Origin of the sequence: Desulfosarcina ovata subsp. ovata, assembly GCF_009689005.1 — a bacterium.
Classification (GTDB): Bacteria; Desulfobacterota; Desulfobacteria; order Desulfobacterales; family Desulfosarcinaceae; genus Desulfosarcina; species Desulfosarcina ovata.
On sequence record NZ_AP021879.1, the window covers coordinates 5176850 to 5197527 of the forward strand.

Here is a 20678-nt window from a genome sequence, read left to right on the forward strand (position 1 = left end):
GATGGGATATTTTTTGACAGAAATCGCCTTATTTCCGGAGCCCGATCCCTGCGGTTTCCACCAGCCGCTTGAGTGTTTCAAGGGATTGGTAGCCGGCCCGGCGTTGTGAGCCCATAACAAAGGTCGGCGCTATACGAATGTTGTTTTTCCGGGATTTCTCCCAGTCATCATCGACGGCGGCAAGGAAGGTGCGCTGGCTCAGGACCTCTCGTGCTGCCGCCGGATCGAGACCAATCCCCCGGCACAGCTCGATCAACACGTCCGCACTGCCGATATTTTCACCGTCGCGGAAATAGGCCAGAAACATGGCGTGGTGGAAAGTATCCCCGCAGCCTTTTACCTCGGCCCACTTGCCAAGCTCCTGGGCCAGCCGACTGTTATAGGTCATGGTCTGCTCGCCAAAGGGAAGGTTCAGTTCCCGGGCTACCGACGTGAGCCGTTTCAGGATGGCCGGAATGTCCACCGGCTGGTTGGCAAAAAGGTCCTCCAATGCCTGGCCGGCCGCAGGTGTTTCCGGATGCAAGGGAAAGGCACGCCATTGGATACGAAGGTCGAATGTCCGTTGAACTTGTTCAATACGCCCGGTACTGAAGTAGCACCAAGGTCAAGTGTAGTCGGAGTAAACTTCCAATGTTGGTATTTCAGTATGTTGTGTCATTCTCCGCCTTTGCCATCAACCTCAAATCCAGTAAAAAAACAGTTCCCCCATAGTTACCCAAGCCCTATTCGTTCCCCACTTTCAGTTTCTTGTCAAGTGCGTTCCTGTGGGCTGACAATTCTATAGCATTTAAGATAATGTTTTTGGCAAGGTCAGAGGGAGGAAGCTGTATAATCCACTTCTAACCACTTGCGATAAAAATCTTCGTCCGCCCTCAGTCTCTCAAATACTGCCTTGAAATTTTCGTATTGGGATTGACGTATAATTGAGGGGATCGTTAATGATCCCTTTGACAGTTTTTCAGCAGTGCCCGGCTTACCGACGGCCCCCCCTCCGCCGATCCCCGCTACCTTCTGCCATCCGCAAAATCGGTGATTTCGTTTGCGTGCGCCCTGGACAGTGACAGGGTGCACGACTTCATCGGCAAAACGACCTGGCGACCCCATTGTGAAAACCGGAAAGCCGTCGCACGGACACTGTATAAGATTGGCGATGCGCTTGCCGAACAACTTCGGTCGGAAGGGGCCGACGCCGTCAATGTAGACCTCAACAACAACTATCGGCCCGAGGACGGCGCCGCCGACGTAACGGAGATGACCGCGTTTCATCCGGAATTTTCTCACCGTTATGCGGCTCTTGCCGCCGGAATCGGACGCCTGGGCTGGAGCGGCAATCTGCTGACGAAGGAATACGGTGCACGGGTTGAGTTGGGCAGCGTGTTGATCTCCGCTGCCCTGACACCCGATCCTCCGATCCCCGATGACGAACATCCCTGCGACAGATGCAAGATGTGCAGCCGGGTATGTCCCGCAGAAATGATTCAACCCAAGGCGTCGATCCAGATTGCCGTCGCCGGCATAACGGAAACCATCGCCCGCAAGCGGCCCAACCACCTGCTGCTGGATCTGCTGTACCGGTTATGAGGGCCTGGCGGCCTCCCGGACCTGGTCCAACTGGAGTCCCTACCGTCTCGGGTACCCGCTGCCGGAAAAAAAGCCGGAACTGGATGCGCTGTGCATCCGTCTGCAGAAGGCGGACCCCCAGATGCAGGCCGCTGATAACAGTTTTAGTGACTATCGGCAGGCAATATCCGATCCTGATTGGTTCTATTACACCGTGTGTGGTTTCTGTCGCAGCGTTTGCTCGCCCTTGCGGGAACAGCGGCTGGCCAACCGCAAGCTGATCCATCGTTCGGGCACGGCTGCCCTGAAGCTGGACGGTTCTCATGTAATTATCTACAGCAGAGAAAAGGAATTACAGATTCGCCGGATCTGTTTTACGACGATATGCGCAACGCCGGATGGGGACTCAACCACCCTGAACTGCTCAGGGTAGTGGCTGATCAGGCCGCGGAAGCCATCGCCTGGACCCGCGATGAATTGGGGGTGGCCTATCTGGACCGGCTTGACCGTTTCGGAGGGCACTCCGTGGCCCGCTGTCTGACCACGCGCAGTCATTCCGGAAAGGATATTGTGAAGGCCCAGGTCGCCCGTCTTCGAAAGCTCGGCGGGGAGATTCGCACCCGCTGCCTGATGACCGACCTGGTGACGGATGCCGAAGGCGCTGTCTGTGGGGTCCGGCTTCGTCGCGGCCATCGTCTTTCTAAGGCCGGCAGCGGTTCGGAGTGGCGCATCGCTGCTGCGCGGGCGGTTGTGCTGGCCAGTGGCGGTTTCAGCAGCGATGTCGAATTCCGTAAACGTCAGGATCCTCGTCTGGATGCATCCATCGGCACCACCAACCATCAGGGGGCGACGGTCGAGGGGTTGGTCGCCGCATTGAAAATTGGTGCTGTTCCGGTCCACCTGTCCTGGATTCAAACCGGTCCTTGGGCCTGTGCCGACGAACTGGGCTACGGAAAAGGGAGCCGCTTCGCCTCTTACAGCATTTATCCCACCGGGATTCTGGTCTATCCGGCTACCGGCCGCCGAATCGTCAATGAGTGGAGCGACCGCCGGACCCGCTCCGATGCCATCATCGCTACCGGCCATGCATGTGTGGGCATCACCGATGCAGCCGGCGCACAACAGGATCTTCCAAGCCTGGAGCACTGTCTGAAGACCGGGAAGGTGCGACATTTTGAAACGCTGACCACCCTGGCAACAGAATACGGCATGCCCGCCGACACGCTCGGTGAGACCGTCCGTGATTACAACCGGCGCGTTTTGGACGGTTTGGCGGATCCCTTTGGAAAACCATTGGATCAGGGTCTCCAGGCCCTGATGAATCCCCCCTTTTACGCCATTCGGCTATGGCCCAAGGTCCACTACACGCCGGGCGGCGTCGGTATCGACGCAAAGGCCCGCGTGATCGACCTTTACGGTCGCCCGATTCGGGGACTATTCGCTGCAGGCGAAGTATGCGGCGGCATTCATGGTGCCAGTCGCCTGGGTAGTTGCGCCCTCACCGAGTGCCTGGTGTTCGGACGCATCGCTGGTCGTCGTGCTGCCGCGCAACCGCTCCGATCCTTCAATTGATGATCGAAGGATTCGCCGGCCAATCGTTCGTAAACCAACGTTTTTTCGTGGAGGAATTCACCCCAGAGGGTGAAATGGATAGCTCATCCTAACAACAATGGAAAGGAGAGGAGTATGGAAAAAAAGAAGGCTTTCTTTAAAAAGATGGTACTCCTGGCAGCGGTCACGATGCTGATGATGGTATCCCCGTGGGGAAGTCATGTCGTCCATGCCAAAAACCCGATCATTTTCGCCGATTTTGGCTGGGACAGCGCCCAGGTACACAACCGGATCGCGGCATTCATCATCGAGCATGGGCTCGGCTATCCGGTCAGCTATGTTCAGGGCGAGACAATCATGCTCAACACGGCGCTGATCGAAGCCAGGGGAAGTCAGGCACCCAATGTCAATATGGAAACCTGGACTGAAAACTGGCAGGATCTCTATAACAAAGGAGAGAAACTGGGCAAAGATCCATCGTCGGACAAGGGATTTATCCGGTTGGGAGCGAACTTTCCCAACAGTGTCCCGGGATTCTGGGTTCCCACCTATGTCATCAAAGGCGACTCCGCACGGGGTATCAAACCGGAAATACCGGCAGTCAGCGACGCTGCCGGCCGTATCGCCGGCCCGCGGCGTCGCTGACGCGCCCATGACCGTTAAGGCGATTGGCGGATAAGCATATACCCGGATGCGCAGGATTTTCATTCGTATTCAAGGCGGGCTTTTTTACGCATAGTGGGGCTATGTGTGGAAACGCCCAACGCAGAAGACGGATGAAAAGACAAGCAGGCGGGTATATTCTTTGACAGAAATCGCCTAAAGACGGTTTTGATTGTAAAGGAGTATTGCCACGATGTTCGAATTCCCGGAATATATCAATATCCCCCTCGGCGAGTGGGTGGATGCGGCAATGGACTGGGTCATGCAGAATTTCATCGGCACATTCGGTCAGTGGGACTTGGCCATGATGACATTGTCGCTGGTGGTCGCCGCAGTGATCATTTCCCTGGCCATCGGCATTCCTTTAGGGATCGCCATGGCCAGCAGCGATACCTTCGAACAGATCATCAAGCCGTTGCTCGACGGTATGCAGACCATGCCCAGTTTCGTCTACCTGATCCCCGCCCTGATGCTGTTCGGCCTCGGAAAAGTTCAGGCGCTGTTCGCCACCATCATTTACGCGGTGCCGCCGGTAATTCGACTGACCAACGTGGGCATCCGCGAGGTTTCCAAGGAGGTCATCGAGGCTGCCCACGCGTTCGGGTCCAACTACTGGCAGATCCTGTTCAAAGTGCAGCTGCCGCTGGCCCGCCCGACGATCATGGTGGGAATCAACCAGACCACCATGATGGCGCTGGCCATGGTGGTGATCGCCTCCATGATCGGTGCCAAAGGGCTCGGGCTTGAGGTGCTGCTGGCCATCAATCGTATCGAAGTCGGCCGGGGATTCGAATCCGGTCTCTGTATTGTGTTTCTGGCCATTGTGATCGACCGCATCACCTTCGCCATGGCTGAAAAAAAACAAGAATAGCGCCACTGAGGTTCCATGGAAAAGATCATTATTGTTGAAAATCTGTACAAGGTGTTTGGACCGTCGCCCAAGGAGATCATACCGATGCTCCAGGCGGGCAAAACAAAAAACCAGATCATGGATCAGACCAAACACGGTATTGGGGTGGCCAATACCACATTGAACAGGTGGGGCTCAAAGGATGGGAAGAATCCATGCCCGCACAGCTCAGCGGCGGCATGCAGCAGCGGGTCGGGTTGGCCCGCGCGTTGGCCCTGGATGCCGACATCATGCTCATGGACGAAGCCTTCAGCGCACTGGATCCGTTGATTCGCAAGAACATGCAGGACGAACTGCTGTCCCTTCAGGAAGACGTTCAAAAAACGATCATTTTCATCAGCCACGATCTGGATGAAGCCCTGAAACTGGGTGACCGCATCGTGCTGATGAAGGACGGCGCCATTGTTCAGCAGGGCACCGCAGAAGAAATTCTCACCAATCCAGCCAACGAGTATGTAGAAAAATTCGTTGAAGAAGTGGACATGACCAAGGTGCTTACCGCCGAGTCGGTGATGGTGGACTACGGTGAAATGGCCAACGCCAAAACCGATGGTCCCAGGGCGGCGCTTCACAAAATGCGTAAGCTGAAAACATCGAGCATATTTGTCGGCAGGAACCGCAAACTCGAGGGGATCGTTTTTGCCGATGATGCCTCGAAATTGCTGGAAAGGGGCGAAAAGACCCTTGAGCAGATCATCAAAACGGACATCCCGACCGTTGCTCCCGACACCGTGGCCAAAGACTTGTTCCCCCTGATGGCTCAACTCAGCTATCCCCTTGCAGTGGTAGACGAAAAACATCGTCTTAAGGGGATCGTTGTCAAGGGGGCGCTGTTGGGTGCGCTGAGTGAGAACAAAAGTGATTGAGACAACGACTGCGGGAATATGGCGTTGGGCGGTCTATGACAACATTTGACAAGGCTGGCCGGTCCAAGGTACGTTCCAGCATCTGTGCAATATATGGACGGTCAGAAATTCCCTGCAATGGGATCAAAGAAAAATTTATCATCTGTGCGCAAACAATTATCAGGTCAGTTATGGTGAAATCCAAGTTGACAATTGCAAGCCTCTTGGTCGTTCTTATTTTGCTGCTATTTTATAGTCTTAGAGATTTCAGCATCGCCAACGAGGCTTCCAGTGAAGTAAATATTCTTCTTGTCGCTATCTCGGGAGTCGATGAAGGTTTCAAAGAGTGGCAACCGACCATTGATTGCCTGAAAAAAAATATCCCTGACTTAACATTTAATCTGCTCCCGGTAATTCCAAAAGATTTTGACAGAATCAAATCGCTCGTTGCGTCCGGGACCATTGATTTTGTGATTACCCAACCGGCCATGTATGTTGATTTGGAGCTTTCGCATGGTATCAGTAGAATTCTGACCTTGGAGAAGATGGACGGGATTGCCGAGTTCGGCTCGCTGTTGATTACCGAGAGTGACAGCGATATCCATTCGCTGGCGGATATTAAAAATAAGCGGGTTGCCGGCGTTGCGCCGTTGGGGTTCGGCGGATGGCTGATCGGTTATCATGAGATGCTTCAATCCGGTGTAGATCCATATAAGCAGGCGGCTGAAGTCGTTTTCCCAGGAACTCAGAATAAAGTGCTGGATGCCGTACTTAGCGGTGAAGTCGATCTTGGTGTTATCCGGACAGGAATTCTTGAAAAAGCGATTGCTAAACATCGAATGGACCCTGATGATATCCGTATTATTAATGAGAAAAGGTATCCGCACTTCAACCAGCGAGTCAGTACGCAACTCTTTCCAGAGTGGGCGTTTGCCAGAACGACAAAAGTGTCCAACGATCTTGCCAACAGGGTTTCCAGGGTACTTATTTCCATTCCGGCAAATGGTGAAGTGGCACGCAAAGGCAGATATTGGCGCTGGACCATGCCATATGACTATCAACCGGTTCATAATTTGTTGAAGGAACTGCGGGTTGGCCCTTACCAGGAATATGGTAAAATCACCTTTGCTGAATTTATCCGACAGCACATCATAACAGTGTCCATTGTTTCCGTTTTGTCGGTAGTCATTTTGTTATTGTCCATTGTTATCTTCCGATCGAATCGATTGCTCGTCAGTGAAAATGAGCAAAAGGTTCGGGCGTTCAAAGCAATGGAGCATATGGCAACCTATGATGAATTGACACAGCTCCCCAACCGCAGATTGTTTTTTGAGTTGTCATTAAAAATTTTTCAAAAAGCACGCCGCGATAAAAGCAACATCGCTATTTTATACATGGATTTAGATGGATTCAAACGAATTAATGATACCTTTGGCCACAATGTAGGCGATAGGGTTCTTGTCAACACCGCCAAAATCCTTAAAAAGTGCATTCGTGAAAACGATGTGGTTGCCAGAGTCGGCGGTGATGAATTTGTATGCGTGATACCAGAAGTTGAATCAAGGGAAGCTGTTGAGAAAGTCATCAACCGTATTATTAAAGCTGTCCCCAAGGCTGCGGAAAAACTGTCACAAAAAAAAGGCTTGGGTATTTCCATTGGTGGATTGTTCTGCGGTCCTGATCAAGAGGACATTGATAATTTGATCAAGTTATCCGATGATTTGATGTACAAAGCCAAAGCGGCCGGAAAAAACAGATATGTCATTGAGGGATTGTCCTGATGCATGGTTCATCTTTGTACGGGATCCTATTACTGCGATACAGAAACAGGCTTTTATGACAGAAAGGCTGAAGTGGTAATTGACAGAATATGCAAATGAAGGGAAAGGCTTTCACCAAAAGCCATTTCCCATTGCAGTCGTTTTTCAGCCTAAGCCCTCCTTGTTCTCAATAAAAACACAAGTTGTAGAATTCCCTCATACCCCAAGGTAACGGGATTTCAGCGTGTCGTCAGCAGTCAGATCTTCGCTGGTCCCCCGCCAGACGATCCGGCCATTTTCCATAATGCAGTGCCGGTCGGCGATCTGCACCAATGCGTCCAGATTTTTGTCGATCAGCAGGATGGCGTGACCGTTCTCCCTGAGCAGGGTCAGTGCCCGCCAGATCTCCTGGCGGATCAGGGGCGCCAGGCCTTCGGTGGCCTCGTCGAGGATAAGCAAACGGGGATTGGTCATCAGGGCGCGAACCACGGCCAGCATCTGCTGCTCGCCACCGGAAAGCTGGTTGCCAAAGTGGCCGAGACGCTCGGCCAGGCGGGGAAAGATGGCCAGCACGCGGTCCAGCGTATAGGGCGTTTTCACGCCCAGGCGGTTGGCGGCAGTGGCCAGCATATTCTCACGGACGGTCAGGTTGGGGAAGATCTGGCGCCCCTCGGGCACCAGGCCGATCCCCAGGCGGGCGATGGCGTAGCTGGGCAGGCCATGAATCGCCGTACCCGCAAACGTGATCCGGCCCGACCGGACCGGCGACAGCCCCATGATGGACCGTACCGTGGTGCTCTTGCCCATGCCGTTGCGGCCCAGAAGGGTCACCACTTCGCCTTCGCAGACCTCAAGGCTGACGCCGAACAGGGCCTGGCTTTTTCCGTAGAAGGTTTCGATATTCTCTACTTCCAGCATGGATCCACCGATTCTCCCAGATAGGCCTGGCGCACGTCGGGATTCTCACGAATCTCCTCAGGCGTGCCGCTGGCGATGGCCCGGCCGTAGACCAGTACCGTAATCCGGTCGGCCAGGGCGAAAACTGCCGCCATGTCGTGTTCCACCAGCAAAATGGTGACCTCTTTTTTCAGCGTACGGATCAGCTTGGTCAGTTCCACGGCACCGCCCGGCCCCATACCGGCGTAGGGTTCATCCAGCAGCAGCAATTTGGGGTGGCCGGCCAGGGCCATGCCCACTTCCAGTTGCCGCTTCTCGCCGTGGGACAGGCTGGCCGCCGGAAGGTCGGCACGCTCGGTCAGCCCCACCCGATCCATGGCCGGGGCCACCGACCGCCGGATCAGGGGATCGTCGGCAGCCTTTCTCCAGAATCGGAAACTATGCCCATTGTGGGCCTGGATGGCCAGTGAGAAATTCTGGCGGACCGTCAGGGATTCGAAGACCGAGGTAATCTGGTAGGAACGCGCCAGCCCCAGCCGCGCCCGGCGATGGATGGGCATGCGGGTGACCGTCCGGCCGTCGAAAACGATGCGGCCGCTGTCCGGTAACTGCTCCCCGCAAAGCTGGTTCAGGGCCGTGGTCTTGCCGGCACCGTTGGGGCCGATCAGGGCGTGCAGTTCGCCACGGCGCAGCGCAATGGAAAAATTGTCGCTGGCCCGCAGGGCACCGTAGGTTTTGACCAGCGATTGCGCATCGAGCAGGCGATCAGCCATGATTGCCATTGCCTCCGATAATGACGCCGTAAATGCCCCGTTTGGCAAACAGCACCACCAGGACCAGAAACGGGCCCAGGTAGACCATCCAGTGTTCGGTATAGATGGAGAGGAATTCTTCCACGAGAAGCAGGGCGGCGGCACCCACCACCGGTCCGAAGAGGGTACCCATGCCGCCAAGCAGCACCATGACCAGAATCTCACCGGAACGGGTCCAGTGCATCAGGCCGGGGCTGACATATTCGGTCTGATTGGCGATCAGGGCACCGGCCAGGCCGGCACCGGCACCGGCAATGATGAAGCAGACCAGCCGGTAGCGGAAAGTGGCAAACCCCATGGATTTCATGCGCCGCTCGTTCTCCCGGCAGCCCCGGATCACCATGCCGAAACGCGAGTCGACCAGCCGGCAGGCAAAGCAGAGAAACAATCCCAGGGCGGCCAGGCAGACGTAGTAGAACTGATGGTCGGCAGCCAGGTCGACACCGGGAACGGTGTTGCGCATGAAAAGACTGATGCCGTCATCGCCACCATAGGCTTCCAGGGACACAAAAAAGTAATAGAGCATCTGGGCGAAGGCCAGGGTGATCATGATAAAGTGCATGCCGCTGGTGCGCAGGCTCAGGCTTCCGATCACCGCAGCGGCCAGCGCGGCCAGCACTACCGCGGCCGGCCACGCCACCAGGGCACGCTCGCTGCCGTTGATCACCACCGGCCAGCTCAGGACGGATGTTCCGTCGACGGCGTGCATGGAGAGAATGCAGACCACATAGGCACCGATACCGAAAAAAGCGGCATGGCCCAGGCTGACCAGGCCCCCGAAACCGAGCATCAGATCGAGGCTGACCGCGGCCAGGGCATAGATCAGGATGCGACTGAAAAGGGTCACCAGATAGGGCTCACCGGCCATTGTGGCAATCACCGGCAGGGTAAGAAAAAACAGCGTCCCCACGGCGATGGAAATATTCTGGCGAGTCATGCGCATTTGCCGCTCATTTGGCCTTCGAGGGTTCCCGGCAGGAGGTTTCAGCCATGGGCCGGTATCAGTCCCCTGGGACGCCACACCAGCACCAGCGCCATCAGGATGTAAACCAACATGGAGGCCAGTGACGCCGCCACCCCGTCGGCAACCGCCGCCGACAGGAAGATCCGGAAGAGTGCCGGCAAAAATGCCCGTCCCAGGGTATCGGCCATCCCCACGAGCAGGGCGCCGACCAGGGCGCCGCGGATGGAGCCAATGCCGCCGATGACGATCACCACAAAGGTAAGGATCAGGATGCTCTCGCCCATGCCGGCCTCCACGGCCAGGATCGGCCCGGCCATTACCCCGGCCAGACCGGCCAGCAGGGTTCCCAGCCCGAACACCAGGGTGTAGAGCAGGCGGATGTTCACCCCCAGCGCGCCGGCCATCTCGCGGTTGCTGGCGCCGGCCCGGATCTGCATGCCGACGCGAGTGTGCGCAAACAGCAGATAGAGCAGGACGCCCACCAGGATTCCCACGGCAATGACCGCCAAACGGTAGCTGGGATAGGGCACGCCGGGGATCAGTTCGACGCTGCCGGCCAGCCAGGCCGGCACATCCATGAAAAGCGGCTGGCGTCCCCAGACCATGCGGGTCAGCTCGTTGAAAAACATGATCAGCCCGAAGGTGGCCAGCACCTGATCCAGGTGATCCTTCTTGTAAAGCCTTCGCAGAACCAGCATTTCGACCAGCATGCCCACCAGGGCTGCCGCCGGCAGGGCGGCCAACAGCCCCAGGAGAAAAGAGCCGCTGCGGGCGGTCACCGTGGCGGCCACATAGGCACCGATCATGTAAAAGGAGCCGTGGGCCAGGTTGATCACCTGCATAATGCCGAAAACCAGGGTCAGCCCGGCAGACATCAGAAAAAGGGTGATGCCCAGCTGGAGGCCGTTGAGCAGTTGTTCGAGAAACAGGAGCATGGAGCGGGATCAGTCCATTATCATTTCATTTTACACTCGTCCACGTATACATTGCTGTGATCGGTAAAGACCGCTTTCAGGGTCTTGTTGGTGTAGGTGCCGTCTTCGGTCTTGACCACCTCGCGGATATAGAGGTTCTGGATGGGGTGCTGATTGGCCGAGAAGGCGAACTTTCCGCGTATGCTGTCGAAATCGGCACTGCGGATGGCGCTGCGCAGGGCGGCCAGATCGTCAACCTTGCCGTTTACCTTTTTCAGGGCGCTGCCCAGCAGCCGGGCGGCTTCATAGCCCTGGCTGGCGTAGAGCGTGGGGGTGCGGCCGTGGGCCTTGCGGAAGGCGTCGACAAACAGGTGGTTGGCCGGAAAATCCAGATCGTGGGTCCATTGGGAGCCGTTTTTGACGCCGATGGCCGTATCCTTGACCGCCTGCAGCAGGCGTTCGTCAAAGGAGAAGGCCGGGCCGAAAACGGGAATGGTCCGGTTCAGTTCCGCCTGGGTATACTGCTTGAGAAAATTGATCCCCATTCCGCCGGGCAGGAAGAAGTAGACCGCGTCCGGCGCGGCGGCGCGCAGGGCGGCGATCTCGGCCGCATAGTCGGACTGGCCCAGCTTGGTGTAGACCTCACCGGCAAGCGTTCCCGTGTAGTAGCGTTTGAAGCCACCCAGATGATCCTTACCGGCCGGATAGTTGGGCGCCAGCAGGTAGACATTCTTGAATCCGGCGTCGCTCACATATTTACCCACGACTTCGTCCGGGTTGTCGTTCTGGTAGGCCACGTTAAAGTAGTTGGCATGGCACCCCTTCCCGGCCAGCAGGCTCGGCCCGGCATTGGTGCTCACATAGATCATATCCTGGCGGACCACCTTGGGCACCACGGCAATGGCCACGTTGGAGAAAACAATGCCGGTGAGGATTTTCACCCCATCGCGTTTGATGAAGCGGTCGGCGATCTGTTTGGCCTTTTCCGGTTTGCGGCCGTCGTCATCCACGAGTAATTCCACCGGGATGCCGCCCAACCGGCCGTCTTCCATATCGATGGCCAGTTGAAAGCCGTCACGGGTCTCTTCGCCCAGATAGCCGGCCTTGGTGGAAAGTGTGGTGATCATACCAATTTTGACCGCTTCCATCGCCTGGCAGGGACCGGCCGCCACCAGGGCCAGCATCATTGCAACAAGCACTGAACGCTTCATCATTCTCTCTCCTTTTCCAAGCAGTTGTCGATTCTCAAATCCGCACCGAACGTTACTATTTAAAGAAACAGGCATTATTATGCAAGCGCTAATTTGGGTGGTTTCAGGGTGACCGCATGTAACTCAGGTTTATCGAAATCGAAGTCGAAGTCGAAATCGACGATGTATATTGGAATCACTGCCAAGGTCACATGCGATTGTTTTGTTTGCCCACACTGCCGGGGTTGCCAAAACGGCGGAATTGTCCAATATTGGGCATTGGAAAAAAGACCGCAACGATTCAGGAAAAGCGCATGCTTGAAATCAACAGCCGACTGGCCATACCGGACCATGAAATCGAAATCAGCGCCATCCGTGCCCAGGGCGCCGGCGGGCAGAACGTCAACAAAGTGGCCTCGGCGGTTCACCTGCGCTTCGACATCCGGGCATCGTCGCTGCCCGATGGGTGCAAGGCCGCCCTGCTGTCATGCCGAGACCGGCGCATCACCAAGGCCGGCGTCATCGTGATCAAGGCCCAGGAACACCGCACCTTTGAAAAAAACCGCGCGGCGGCCTGCCAGCGGCTGGCGGATCTGATCCGGTCGGCCACCCGGCCAATCAAACGGCGGCGCCCCACCCGGCCCCGTCGGAGCGCCGTGGAACGGCGCATGGACAGCAAGGTGAAACGGGGGCGGATTAAAGCGCTGCGCCGCAAGGTTTCCTTCTGACCGATCGCTGAACGGCAACGTTCGTATGATTACCGATTCGCAGGTCTCCATGCAGGAGCAAAATTTTTTTTGCCCCTGCACGGCCCATGCAACCGGCACCATGAATGGAATAAAACGATCATGACACGTAACCATCAACGGGATACCCGGCTGGTCTACTCCACCGAACATGGCGGCACCTGTCCCCAATGCAACCAGAAGCTCGATCGCTGCCGTTGTGGGAAAAACCCGGCACGACCCGCCGGCGACGGCATCGTCCGGGTCAGCCGCGCCACCAAGGGCCGCAAGGGCAAAGGGGTAAGCGTGATCACCGGCATCCCCGCGGACGACAGCGAACTCAAACAGGTGGCCAAGGTACTCAAGCAGAAGTGCGGCAGCGGCGGGACGGTCAAATCCGGAACCATCGAGATCCAGGGGGATCACCGGAATCTGTTGGTCGCCGAACTGAAAGGCATGGGCTACACGGTCAAGCGGTCGGGCGGCTGAAAAAAGCGATCCCGGCCGGCCATTCGGGTTTGAATCGGGGTTGAGAAAACCGCTGTCCGACCGATTAGATCATTATGATCCGCCACAGAAGGCGCTTTGCCAGACACAGGCTCGTGTTCTGTTTACAAACAGGCCAAGGGGGGCATTCATGGATGGACACGATGATAACGGGAGAACACCGTGAATACGATAAGCAAAGAGCATAGCGGACCCAATGGGGTCCGGGGGATTATATTCGACCTGGACGGCACGCTGCTGAACACATTGGCCGACATCGGCGATTCGATCAACGCCATGCTGGCCGAATACGGATTTCCCGGCCACACCATGGACGACTACCGCCGTTTCATCGGCAACGGCATCCGCATGCTGGTGATGCGCGCCCTGCCCATCGAAGGCCGCTCCAGTGAAATGATGGATCGGTGCGTCCAGCGCGCCCGCGAGCGCTACTGGGACAACTGGAACCGCAAAACACGTCCCTACGACGGCATCAATGAGCTGATCGATGCCCTTGAAACAAAGGGCCTGCCCAAGGCCGTGCTCTCCAACAAGCCCCACGATTTCACCGTTCGCTACATTGACGAATATTTTAAAGGCCGGCACTTCAGTGTGGTCCTGGGACAAAGCGAACGGTTCCCGGTCAAGCCCGACCCCGCATCGGCTCTGGAAATCGCCCGGCAGCTGGACCTGCCCCCGTCCACGATTCTTTTCGTGGGCGACAGCATCGTGGACGTACAGACGGCAACGGCGGCAGGGATGCGCCCGGTGGGCGTCGGCTGGGGGTTCAAAGGCACCGGGGACCTGAAAGTCAACGGCTGCCCGACAATCGTCGAGCATCCGCTGGACATTTTAGGGCTTATTTGAACCCCCCGGATCAGATCCGGGCCCGACCGGCAGCATACCCGTTATCCCCTCGCTCCCATGCTCTGCATGGGAGCGTAGAAGGATGAAATCGGTTGGGCTTGGTTCTAACTTCGCCCACCTGGATTTAGGAACGATTAAAACGGGCTGATCCCATATTACCTCTCGTTCCCACGCTCTGCGTGGGAACGTATAAGGCCAACCATTCCCACGCAGAGCGTGGGAACGAGGGGGTAAGTGGACGAAGTTAGAACCAAGCCCAATCGGTTAAATTGGAGTTGAATGAAAAAACGGGGCGTGGTTGGAAGTAAAAAAAGGCGGGTCGTTGTTCAGGATCCGCCGGATGGGAGCCGGTTTTTTGAACTCCCGGGTAAGAAACCGCCGCACCCGGTCGCGGTTCCATCCGCCGGGGTGGACAAATTCGCGGTAGAGGGAAAGGTCGCCTTCGTAAAAATCGAGGGTCTCAAGCTGAGCGGCCTCCCGGCTATGGGCCGGCAGGTTGAAAACGGCCAGGTTGAGAAAATCGATGGCACCGCTATGGGCCAGGGTGAAATCCAGTGTCCGCCTCGCACGGGCTTCATCTTCCGCCGGTGTTCCGAACAAAAGGTACACGTAGGTAGCGATCCCGGCCTTGTGAAGGGTGTGCAGCACGCTGGCGGCCATCTCGCTATCGATCCCCTTGCCGAGGGCGCTCAGCACCTGCTGGTCACCGGATTCGATCCCCAGTTTCAGCATGACGCAGCCGGATTGTTTCAGCCGCTGCACGAAATCGGCGTCGGCAAGATGGCGGGTCACCCGGGCAAAACCATACCACGGCAGACCGGGCGGCCGTCCGGTCATCTCCTCGAGCAGGCGCGGCGAAAGGGCGTTGTCCAGAAAATGGATCAACCCGGCGGGGAAACGGGCGTTCAGCCGGAGCAGGTCATCGATGGTGGTGGCCGCATCTTCGCAGCGGTAGGGCGCGTCCTCGGCCGTTTCCGGGCAGAAGGCGCATTTCTTCCACCAGCAACCCCGGGAGGCGGCATAGGGCCTTACCGGTACCGGTGAAAGATAGCGGTCCATGCCCATGTCCGAAAAGTCATAGCCGGTTGTCGACGGCGCGTCCGGACGGCTGCCCGTGCACATCGATATCAATCGCGCCTCTCCCGGACCGCCCACCAGTTCGTCCACCAGGCCGTGAAACGGGTTGCCCAGCCCCGGTATGTTCAGCCACGACGTGACCAGCCCGCCGCCGCAAACGATGGTAGCCCCGCCAAGCATGCTGCGGATACAGCCGATCATGGCAAAGGCGCACAGGGCCTGACTCATGAAATTGATCGACAGGCCGACCACATGGGGTTCCCGTTCCTTGAACAGCTCTTCCAGTTGCGATGAAAAAATGGGGAAAAAGGGATTGTCCCGAAACGTTTCGGCGGCCCGGATCAGGTCGCCGCTGCGCACCGGAGATAGGTCCGGATGCGTATAGTTGGCCAGCGAGAGGGCGACGCCGGCGGGTTTTCCGGCGGCGTAGAGGACCCGGTTGAGATCCATGACGGCCCGTTTGTAGCGGTCCCGGTTACCGTACAGGGAGATCGATCGAAGGGCATCCGTATTCTCCCGGCGGTGGGCCAGGGCCCGGCGCGTCCAGGTGTCGGTGGCATCGGCCGCCGGTTTCGCCAGCAGCCCCAGGATACCGTCCAGACTGGCGTCCCAGGTTCTGCAGTCGATGCCATCAGCGCGCAGGGCAGCGGCCAGTTTGGCCAGCCCGGCCGGCGGTTCGCCGGGTTTGGCCACCGGCGGGTGGATGAGGAGGATGGATTGGTTTTTCATCCCTCCAGCTCGGCCAGCCGCTTGGCGAACTTTTTCTCCAGCCGTTGTCGCTGTTCGTCGGCAGCTTCCATTTCGGCAAAACGGGTCTCGATGATTTCCTGGCAGCTGCGGATCTTCTGGGAAAGAGAAGCGATTTGCGCACCGTCCCCCGCCTGGGAGGCGTCGACCATCTCCTGGTTGAATTGTTCCAGCCGGGTTTCGTTCGCCTCGATCTCCCGCTCGGCGGCGGCGATGGTTTCCTCCATGGGCTTGAGCACCTTGGATTTCTCGGTGATGACCTCCGAGCGCAGGCGGCGCAGCTCCTTTTTGGTAAACCGGGGTGCCGCGGCCGGTTCTCCGGCGTCCGGGTCGTCCCGGCGGCGGGTGATGGATACATCGTCCCCCCAGCCGCCCTTTTCCAGGAAATCCTGGTACGTGCCGTCGAACATGTGTGCTCCGAGGTCATCGAAGACAATCAGCCGATCGGCCAGGGCGTGCAGGAACATCTCGTTGTGGGTAACCATGATCACCGCCCCGTCAAAGGCGTCGATGGCCGCCAGGAGGGCATCGCAGGCGTCCATGTCCAGGTGGTTGGTGGGCTCGTCGAGCATGAGCAGGTTGACCGGGGTCACCAGCAGCTGGCCCAGCATCACGCGGCTTTTCTCGCCACCGGAGAGCACACCGATCTTCTTCAGCGCGCTGTCGCCTTCAAACATCATGGCACCGCAGATATTGCGTGCCTTCTGGCGGTCCACGTCCGGCTGGGCATAGAGGATCTCCTCTTCCACCGTGCGGTTGTCCACCAAACGCTGGATGTTGGTCTGCTCGAACAGGCCGGACTCGACCTGGGGGTTGTAGGTGATGGTTCCGGCCAGCGGGTCGAGGGTGCCGGCCAGCACCTTGAGCAGGGTGGTCTTGCCCTTACCGTTCTTGCCCACCACGCAGATGCGCTCGCCGGCCAGGATCGAAAAACTCAGATCCTCGAAAAGCGGCCGCCCCGCGCCCCAGGCAAAGGCCAGCGACTCCACGCTGAACACCTGCTTGGCCCTGAAGGGTTTGCTGCGGAAGGAAAACTCCAGGCTCTTGACCTCCTCGAGTTTGTCGCGCTTCTCCATCTTGGCCAGGGTCTTGACACGCGACTGGACCATGTTGGCCAGGCGGGCCTTGGCCCGGAAACGCGAGATGAACAGCCGGATCTCCTTTTCGCGGCGCTCGTCGTTGAGCCGGGTCTTCTCGTAGATCTCCTCGTCCTGGGCGATCTGTTCGTAGAACTTCTCCGTATTGCCGGCAATCTTGCGTGCCTTGCGGCGATGCAGCCCCACGGTGTGGGTGACCAGTTTGTCCATGAACCCCCGGTCGTGGGTGATCAGCATCAGCTCGTGGGGCCAGGAGAGCAGAAAGTTTTCGATCCAGCGGATGGAAGTGATGTCCAGGTAGTTGGTGGGCTCGTCCAAAAGCAGCAGGTCCGGTTCCGAAACCAGCACCTTGGCCAGATTGAGGCGCACCTGGAAACCGCCTGAAAAATCGTGAGGGCTGCGCACCAAGTCGCCATCGGAGAAGCCCAAGCCGGCCAGGATCTTTTCCACCTTCCAGTGATGATCCTTTTCCGCGGGCATCAACCCCTTCATGCCCTCGGCCAGCACCGTCGCCTCGGTGAATTGGATCAACTGCTGGACGTAGCCGATGCGATATCCCTTGGGCATGGTGATGGCACCGTCGTCGTATCCCTCCTCGCCGACAATGATCCGGAACAGGGTTGACTTGCCGTGGCCGTTGCGGCCCACCAGGCCCACCCGTTCCTTTGAATTGATCTTGAAGCTGACCCCGTCGAACAAAACGCGGTCACCGTAACTCTTGCTCAAATTTTCGATGCTGATCATGATGATACCGTACGCAGAACGTCGGATGCGCGCTGGTTAAAAACCAGATCGGCCATCTGATCCAGGGGCGTGGGATCACGGTTGATAATCACCAGCCGGGCACCGTTTCGGCGTGCCAGCGCGGGCAGCCCGGCTGCCGGCTGAACCACCAGGGAACTGCCCACCACCAGGAACAGGTCGCAAGCCTGCGCCGCTGCGACGGCCCCTTCCAGTACGTCTGCGGGAAGCGACTCGCCAAAAAAGACCACGTCGGGTTTCAGGGTGCCCCCGCAGGATGGGCAGGTGGGCGGCAGTTCGGTGTCCAGTTGCTGGTAAACATCGTCCATGGCGCGTTGACGCGAGCATTGAAGGCAGATGATCCGCCGGGTGTTTCCATGCAGTTCCAGAACGTTCTTGGAGCCGGCGGCCTGCTGCAGACCGTCGATATTCTGGGTGATGACGGCCTTGAGGATACCTTTCGCCTCCAATTCGGCCAGGGCCGTGTGGGCATCGTTGGGCTGCGCCTTACTGATCGCCGGGTAGCGCACCTCCCTGAAAAAATTCCAATAGTAGCCGGGATCCTTGTAGAAGTTGTCGATATTGGCGAACTTGGCCGGATCGTATTTGTTCCATAGACCGTCATCACCGCGGTAGGTGGGAATCCCGCTCTCGGCGGAGATTCCCGCACCGGTAAACGCCACCATGTGGCTGGCGGCGGCGACGAGTTGCCTCAAATCGTCATGCGGATTGGGGTTGGACATAAAGCACCTTTTTCAAATCTTCCAATTGGGTCCAGAGCCCATCACCCACCGAATCGGGCCGATTGGGCTCCACACTACTACCGGGATCATCGAAACGGAAATTCCCTGATGGTCCGGCGAAAAGATTACACGGGAGCCAGGCGAAGCAATGCGGCAAGGGTTGCTGGTTACTGGCGATATGCTGCAATTTATTTCCGGCAACCTTATACCCCCCATGGCTAATGGCTGCATTGATCACAGGTCCAATAAAGCGCATGTAGCGGAGTCGATAGCATCTTTTTAAGGCCCAAACAAGCTATACCCAACGGATCCCCAGGGCAATCGCATGTAACTATTTTTCAATCTTTCTACCCGATAGCGATGGATCACAAATGTCAAATGTCCAATGAAAAATGCCAACTGGTGGTATTCTATCTATTTATAATCGATAAGATCCTTCAATTGACATTTTGATTTTTACATTTGGCATTGATTGAATCAGGGTGATGGGTTTGCAATCACGCCACCGACCAGAATACATCCAAATGCGATCGCCCTGATGGTCATCATACCCTCGGTCGACTTTCATGCGCGTGGATGTTATTTGGGCTTTGACAGAAATCGCCTAATTCGGAACAGACGGCAGGCAACATGGCAAAGAGAGACCTGACCAAAGAGAAACTGGTGCTACTCGGGCAGATTGAACAAGGCCCCCTGACGCCGGAAAGCCAGAAAACGCTGGGTAAGACATTGTCCCTGGCCAACAATATCCTCGTGGCCAAGGCCGCCACGATCGTCGGCCAGCGCCGGGTCGAAGCGTTGACCCCGGATTTGCTCAAGGCTTTCGGGCGCTTCTTAGAAAATCCCCTCAAACGCGACAAGGGATGTCTTGCCAAGGAAGCCATCATCGAGGCACTGGACGAGATGGAATTCGACGATGCGGAGATCTTTGTAAAAGGCATCCGATGGGTCCAGGCGGAGCCGGCGTATGGCCGGCCGGTGGACACCGCGGCCGGAATGCGCGGGCGGTGCGCCTTTGCTATAGCGCGCCTGGGCGGCCCGGATACGGTGTACGAACTTGTCGATCTTTTGGCCGATCCGGAACCACAACCGCGCATCGCCGCGGTACGGGCCCTGGTGGGGATACCCGGCGAGCAAAGCGAGCCGTTGCTGCGCCTGAAGGCAACCATCGGTGATGACAGCCACCGGGTGATCGCCGAGTGCCTGTCCGCCCTCGTCCGGATCAACGCCGGACGATCAATCGACTTTGTCGCGCGCTTCCTGAATTCGTCTGACATGATCATCGCCGAAAACGCGGCCTTTGCCTTGGGTGAATCCCGGCTGGATGAGGCGTTCGCGATTCTGCGGCGACACCGGGAGGCGAGCCCGAATCCCGAATGGCAGGAATTGCTGTTGATGCCCATTGCGATCACCCGGAGCGAGGAAGCCTTCGACTATCTGGTCGAGGTCATCGAAACCGAAACCCCAGGCAGCGTTGCCGCCGCGCGGAAGGCTATCCGGATCTTCGATGACGAAAGCCACCGCCAGCGGATTCCGGGCACCACCGGGGCACCATGAACCGTAAGCAAACCTATATCTGGAGTTGCCTTGGCCTGGGGATGATCCTGATCCTGGCCGGTGTGACTTACAACAGCACCCGGATGATCACGGAAAAGACGGTCGAAAGCCACCAGCAGCGCATCGTTGCCGGTGCGGCGGAAACCGTGGACCTGTGGTTCTCCCAGCATGTGCGGATCGTCCAAGCCACGGCCGCCGCCACCCGCCAGCGTCCCATCGCCGACACCCCGGAAACCCTGCGGCTGCTCAAAATGGCCATGCAGGCCGGCAATTTCTCCGACGTCTAGATCGGCCTGGCTGACGGACTGGTTCCTCTGCACCACGGTGCTGAAAAAAGAAGCCTACACCCTGGCCAAGAATACCGCCATGCTGTTTGCCATGGGGTGCAATTTCTAAAGCGATGATTTCATAAAGATTGATCGACCTAATCGCAAGTTTTGAGTTTGAGAGGCCAACCACCAGATGTTGTGGTTGGCCTTTTCATATAAATTGGATTAGTTTCGATTTGATCTGAGATTTTTGGATTTAAACTTCAATCAAATCTGACAAGTAAAATAATTGTTGAGATGAAT

At 57.3% G+C, this 20678-nt stretch carries 20 protein-coding genes and 1 pseudogene; 12 read left to right on the top strand and 9 right to left on the bottom strand.

Features of this window, described 5'->3' with window-relative positions; all coding sequences use genetic code 11:
* Positions 1-28 precede the first annotated feature (28 nt).
* A pseudogene (locus GN112_RS22775) lies at positions 29-592 on the bottom strand (DsbA family oxidoreductase); the annotation flags it as partial.
* A 437-nt stretch (positions 593-1029) separates the two neighbouring features.
* On the opposite strand from GN112_RS22775, the gene GN112_RS22780 reads away from it, so the two are divergent.
* The 7 genes from GN112_RS22780 to GN112_RS22805 all read left to right on the top strand — a co-directional run bounded on the left by GN112_RS22780 (position 1030) and on the right by GN112_RS22805 (position 7310).
* Positions 1030-1581, top strand: a complete 552-nt coding sequence (locus GN112_RS22780) for a hypothetical protein (RefSeq protein WP_155312309.1) — start codon at positions 1030-1032, stop codon at positions 1579-1581.
* 121 nt (positions 1582-1702) lie between these two features.
* Positions 1703-1993: a hypothetical protein gene (locus GN112_RS34500; RefSeq protein ID WP_231717100.1), complete on the top strand. Its 291-nt coding sequence runs from the start codon at positions 1703-1705 to the stop codon at positions 1991-1993.
* Positions 1945-3132 carry a flavocytochrome c gene (locus GN112_RS22785; protein WP_231717101.1) on the top strand — a complete coding sequence of 396 codons (1188 nt, stop codon included), beginning with the start codon at positions 1945-1947 and terminating at the stop codon, positions 3130-3132. Before GN112_RS34500 ends, GN112_RS22785 begins: the two co-directional genes overlap by 49 nt.
* Before the next feature lie 114 nt (positions 3133-3246).
* Positions 3247-3756, top strand: a complete 510-nt coding sequence (locus GN112_RS22790) for a glycine betaine ABC transporter substrate-binding protein (protein ID WP_155312311.1) — start codon at positions 3247-3249, stop codon at positions 3754-3756.
* Positions 3757-3967: 211 nt separating this feature from the next.
* Positions 3968-4645 (top strand): ABC transporter permease, encoded by a 678-nt coding sequence (locus GN112_RS22795; RefSeq protein ID WP_155312312.1) that lies wholly within the window; start codon positions 3968-3970, stop codon positions 4643-4645.
* Positions 4646-4812: 167 nt separating this feature from the next.
* Positions 4813-5550: a CBS domain-containing protein gene (locus tag GN112_RS22800; protein ID WP_462477455.1), complete on the top strand. Its 738-nt coding sequence runs from the start codon at positions 4813-4815 to the stop codon at positions 5548-5550.
* Between the two features lie 35 nt (positions 5551-5585).
* Positions 5586-7310, top strand: coding sequence for a diguanylate cyclase (locus GN112_RS22805; RefSeq protein WP_155312313.1), 1725 nt, complete (start codon positions 5586-5588; stop codon positions 7308-7310).
* 195 nt (positions 7311-7505) lie between these two features.
* Here GN112_RS22805 and GN112_RS22810 read toward each other — a convergent pair whose 3' ends face one another.
* From GN112_RS22810 to GN112_RS22830, 5 genes are read right to left on the bottom strand one after another with little or no spacing between them, the layout of a single operon-like run.
* Positions 7506-8207 carry an ABC transporter ATP-binding protein gene (locus GN112_RS22810; protein ID WP_155312314.1) on the bottom strand — a complete coding sequence of 234 codons (702 nt, stop codon included), beginning with the start codon at positions 8205-8207 and terminating at the stop codon, positions 7506-7508.
* On the bottom strand, positions 8195-8959 hold the full coding sequence (locus GN112_RS22815) for an ABC transporter ATP-binding protein (RefSeq protein WP_155312315.1): 765 nt from the start codon (positions 8957-8959) through the stop codon (positions 8195-8197). The genes GN112_RS22810 and GN112_RS22815 overlap by 13 nt, the downstream gene beginning before the upstream one ends.
* Positions 8952-9941: a branched-chain amino acid ABC transporter permease gene (locus GN112_RS22820; protein ID WP_197743379.1), complete on the bottom strand. Its 990-nt coding sequence runs from the start codon at positions 9939-9941 to the stop codon at positions 8952-8954. The genes GN112_RS22815 and GN112_RS22820 overlap by 8 nt, the downstream gene beginning before the upstream one ends.
* A 41-nt stretch (positions 9942-9982) precedes the next feature.
* Positions 9983-10897, bottom strand: coding sequence for a branched-chain amino acid ABC transporter permease (locus GN112_RS22825; RefSeq protein ID WP_155312316.1), 915 nt, complete (start codon positions 10895-10897; stop codon positions 9983-9985).
* A gap of 20 nt (positions 10898-10917) precedes the next feature.
* On the bottom strand, positions 10918-12090 hold the full coding sequence (locus GN112_RS22830) for an ABC transporter substrate-binding protein (RefSeq protein WP_174247670.1): 1173 nt from the start codon (positions 12088-12090) through the stop codon (positions 10918-10920).
* A gap of 290 nt (positions 12091-12380) precedes the next feature.
* On the opposite strand from GN112_RS22830, the gene arfB reads away from it, so the two are divergent.
* From arfB to GN112_RS22845, 3 genes are all read left to right on the top strand, one after another.
* Positions 12381-12794 carry an alternative ribosome rescue aminoacyl-tRNA hydrolase ArfB gene (arfB, locus tag GN112_RS22835; RefSeq protein ID WP_155312317.1) on the top strand — a complete coding sequence of 138 codons (414 nt, stop codon included), beginning with the start codon at positions 12381-12383 and terminating at the stop codon, positions 12792-12794.
* Positions 12795-12914: 120 nt separating this feature from the next.
* Positions 12915-13280 (top strand): translation initiation factor Sui1, encoded by a 366-nt coding sequence (locus GN112_RS22840; RefSeq protein ID WP_155312318.1) that lies wholly within the window; start codon positions 12915-12917, stop codon positions 13278-13280.
* 180 nt (positions 13281-13460) lie between these two features.
* On the top strand, positions 13461-14144 hold the full coding sequence (locus GN112_RS22845) for an HAD family hydrolase (protein WP_155312319.1): 684 nt from the start codon (positions 13461-13463) through the stop codon (positions 14142-14144).
* A gap of 264 nt (positions 14145-14408) precedes the next feature.
* Here the strand turns inward: GN112_RS22845 and GN112_RS22850 are convergent, their stop codons facing one another.
* Genes GN112_RS22850 through cobB form a run of 3 tightly spaced genes read right to left on the bottom strand, consistent with a single transcriptional unit; the run spans position 14409 to position 18549 of the window.
* On the bottom strand, positions 14409-15950 hold the full coding sequence (locus GN112_RS22850) for a B12-binding domain-containing radical SAM protein (protein ID WP_231717102.1): 1542 nt from the start codon (positions 15948-15950) through the stop codon (positions 14409-14411).
* Entirely contained in the window at positions 15947-17809 is a 1863-nt protein-coding gene (locus tag GN112_RS22855; RefSeq protein WP_155312320.1) for an ABC-F family ATP-binding cassette domain-containing protein, read from the bottom strand. Before GN112_RS22855 ends, GN112_RS22850 begins: the two co-directional genes overlap by 4 nt.
* Positions 17806-18549, bottom strand: a complete 744-nt coding sequence (cobB, locus tag GN112_RS22860; RefSeq protein ID WP_155312321.1) for an NAD-dependent protein deacetylase — start codon at positions 18547-18549, stop codon at positions 17806-17808. Before cobB ends, GN112_RS22855 begins: the two co-directional genes overlap by 4 nt.
* Positions 18550-19179: 630 nt before the next feature.
* Here cobB and GN112_RS22865 point away from each other — a divergent pair.
* Together GN112_RS22865 and GN112_RS22870 are read left to right on the top strand one after the other, a co-directional pair.
* Positions 19180-20106, top strand: a complete 927-nt coding sequence (locus tag GN112_RS22865; protein ID WP_155312322.1) for a HEAT repeat domain-containing protein — start codon at positions 19180-19182, stop codon at positions 20104-20106.
* Positions 20103-20393: a hypothetical protein gene (locus GN112_RS22870; RefSeq protein ID WP_155312323.1), complete on the top strand. Its 291-nt coding sequence runs from the start codon at positions 20103-20105 to the stop codon at positions 20391-20393. The genes GN112_RS22865 and GN112_RS22870 overlap by 4 nt, the downstream gene beginning before the upstream one ends.
* Positions 20394-20678 lie beyond the last annotated feature (285 nt).

Bases quoted from the DNA above. Each gene is read 5' to 3' on its own strand.
- GN112_RS22855 (WP_155312320.1), bottom strand. From the start codon at position 17,809: ATGATCAGCATCGAAAATTTGAGCAAGAGTTACGGTGACCGCGTTTTG.
- GN112_RS22870 (WP_155312323.1), top strand. From the start codon at position 20,103: ATGAACCGTAAGCAAACCTATATCTGGAGTTGCCTTGGCCTGGGGATG.
- GN112_RS22815 (WP_155312315.1), bottom strand. From the start codon at position 8,959: ATGGCTGATCGCCTGCTCGATGCGCAATCGCTGGTCAAAACCTACGGT.
- GN112_RS22805 (WP_155312313.1), top strand. From the start codon at position 5,586: ATGACAACATTTGACAAGGCTGGCCGGTCCAAGGTACGTTCCAGCATC.
- GN112_RS34500 (WP_231717100.1), top strand. From the start codon at position 1,703: ATGCAGGCCGCTGATAACAGTTTTAGTGACTATCGGCAGGCAATATCC.
- GN112_RS22850 (WP_231717102.1), bottom strand. From the start codon at position 15,950: ATGAAAAACCAATCCATCCTCCTCATCCACCCGCCGGTGGCCAAACCC.
- GN112_RS22790 (WP_155312311.1), top strand. From the start codon at position 3,247: ATGGAAAAAAAGAAGGCTTTCTTTAAAAAGATGGTACTCCTGGCAGCG.
- GN112_RS22795 (WP_155312312.1), top strand. From the start codon at position 3,968: ATGTTCGAATTCCCGGAATATATCAATATCCCCCTCGGCGAGTGGGTG.
- cobB (WP_155312321.1), bottom strand. From the start codon at position 18,549: ATGTCCAACCCCAATCCGCATGACGATTTGAGGCAACTCGTCGCCGCC.
- GN112_RS22830 (WP_174247670.1), bottom strand. From the start codon at position 12,090: ATGATGAAGCGTTCAGTGCTTGTTGCAATGATGCTGGCCCTGGTGGCG.
- GN112_RS22785 (WP_231717101.1), top strand. From the start codon at position 1,945: ATGCGCAACGCCGGATGGGGACTCAACCACCCTGAACTGCTCAGGGTA.
- GN112_RS22825 (WP_155312316.1), bottom strand. From the start codon at position 10,897: ATGCTCCTGTTTCTCGAACAACTGCTCAACGGCCTCCAGCTGGGCATC.
- GN112_RS22865 (WP_155312322.1), top strand. From the start codon at position 19,180: ATGGCAAAGAGAGACCTGACCAAAGAGAAACTGGTGCTACTCGGGCAG.
- GN112_RS22810 (WP_155312314.1), bottom strand. From the start codon at position 8,207: ATGCTGGAAGTAGAGAATATCGAAACCTTCTACGGAAAAAGCCAGGCC.
- GN112_RS22840 (WP_155312318.1), top strand. From the start codon at position 12,915: ATGACACGTAACCATCAACGGGATACCCGGCTGGTCTACTCCACCGAA.
- arfB (WP_155312317.1), top strand. From the start codon at position 12,381: ATGCTTGAAATCAACAGCCGACTGGCCATACCGGACCATGAAATCGAA.
- GN112_RS22820 (WP_197743379.1), bottom strand. From the start codon at position 9,941: ATGCGCATGACTCGCCAGAATATTTCCATCGCCGTGGGGACGCTGTTT.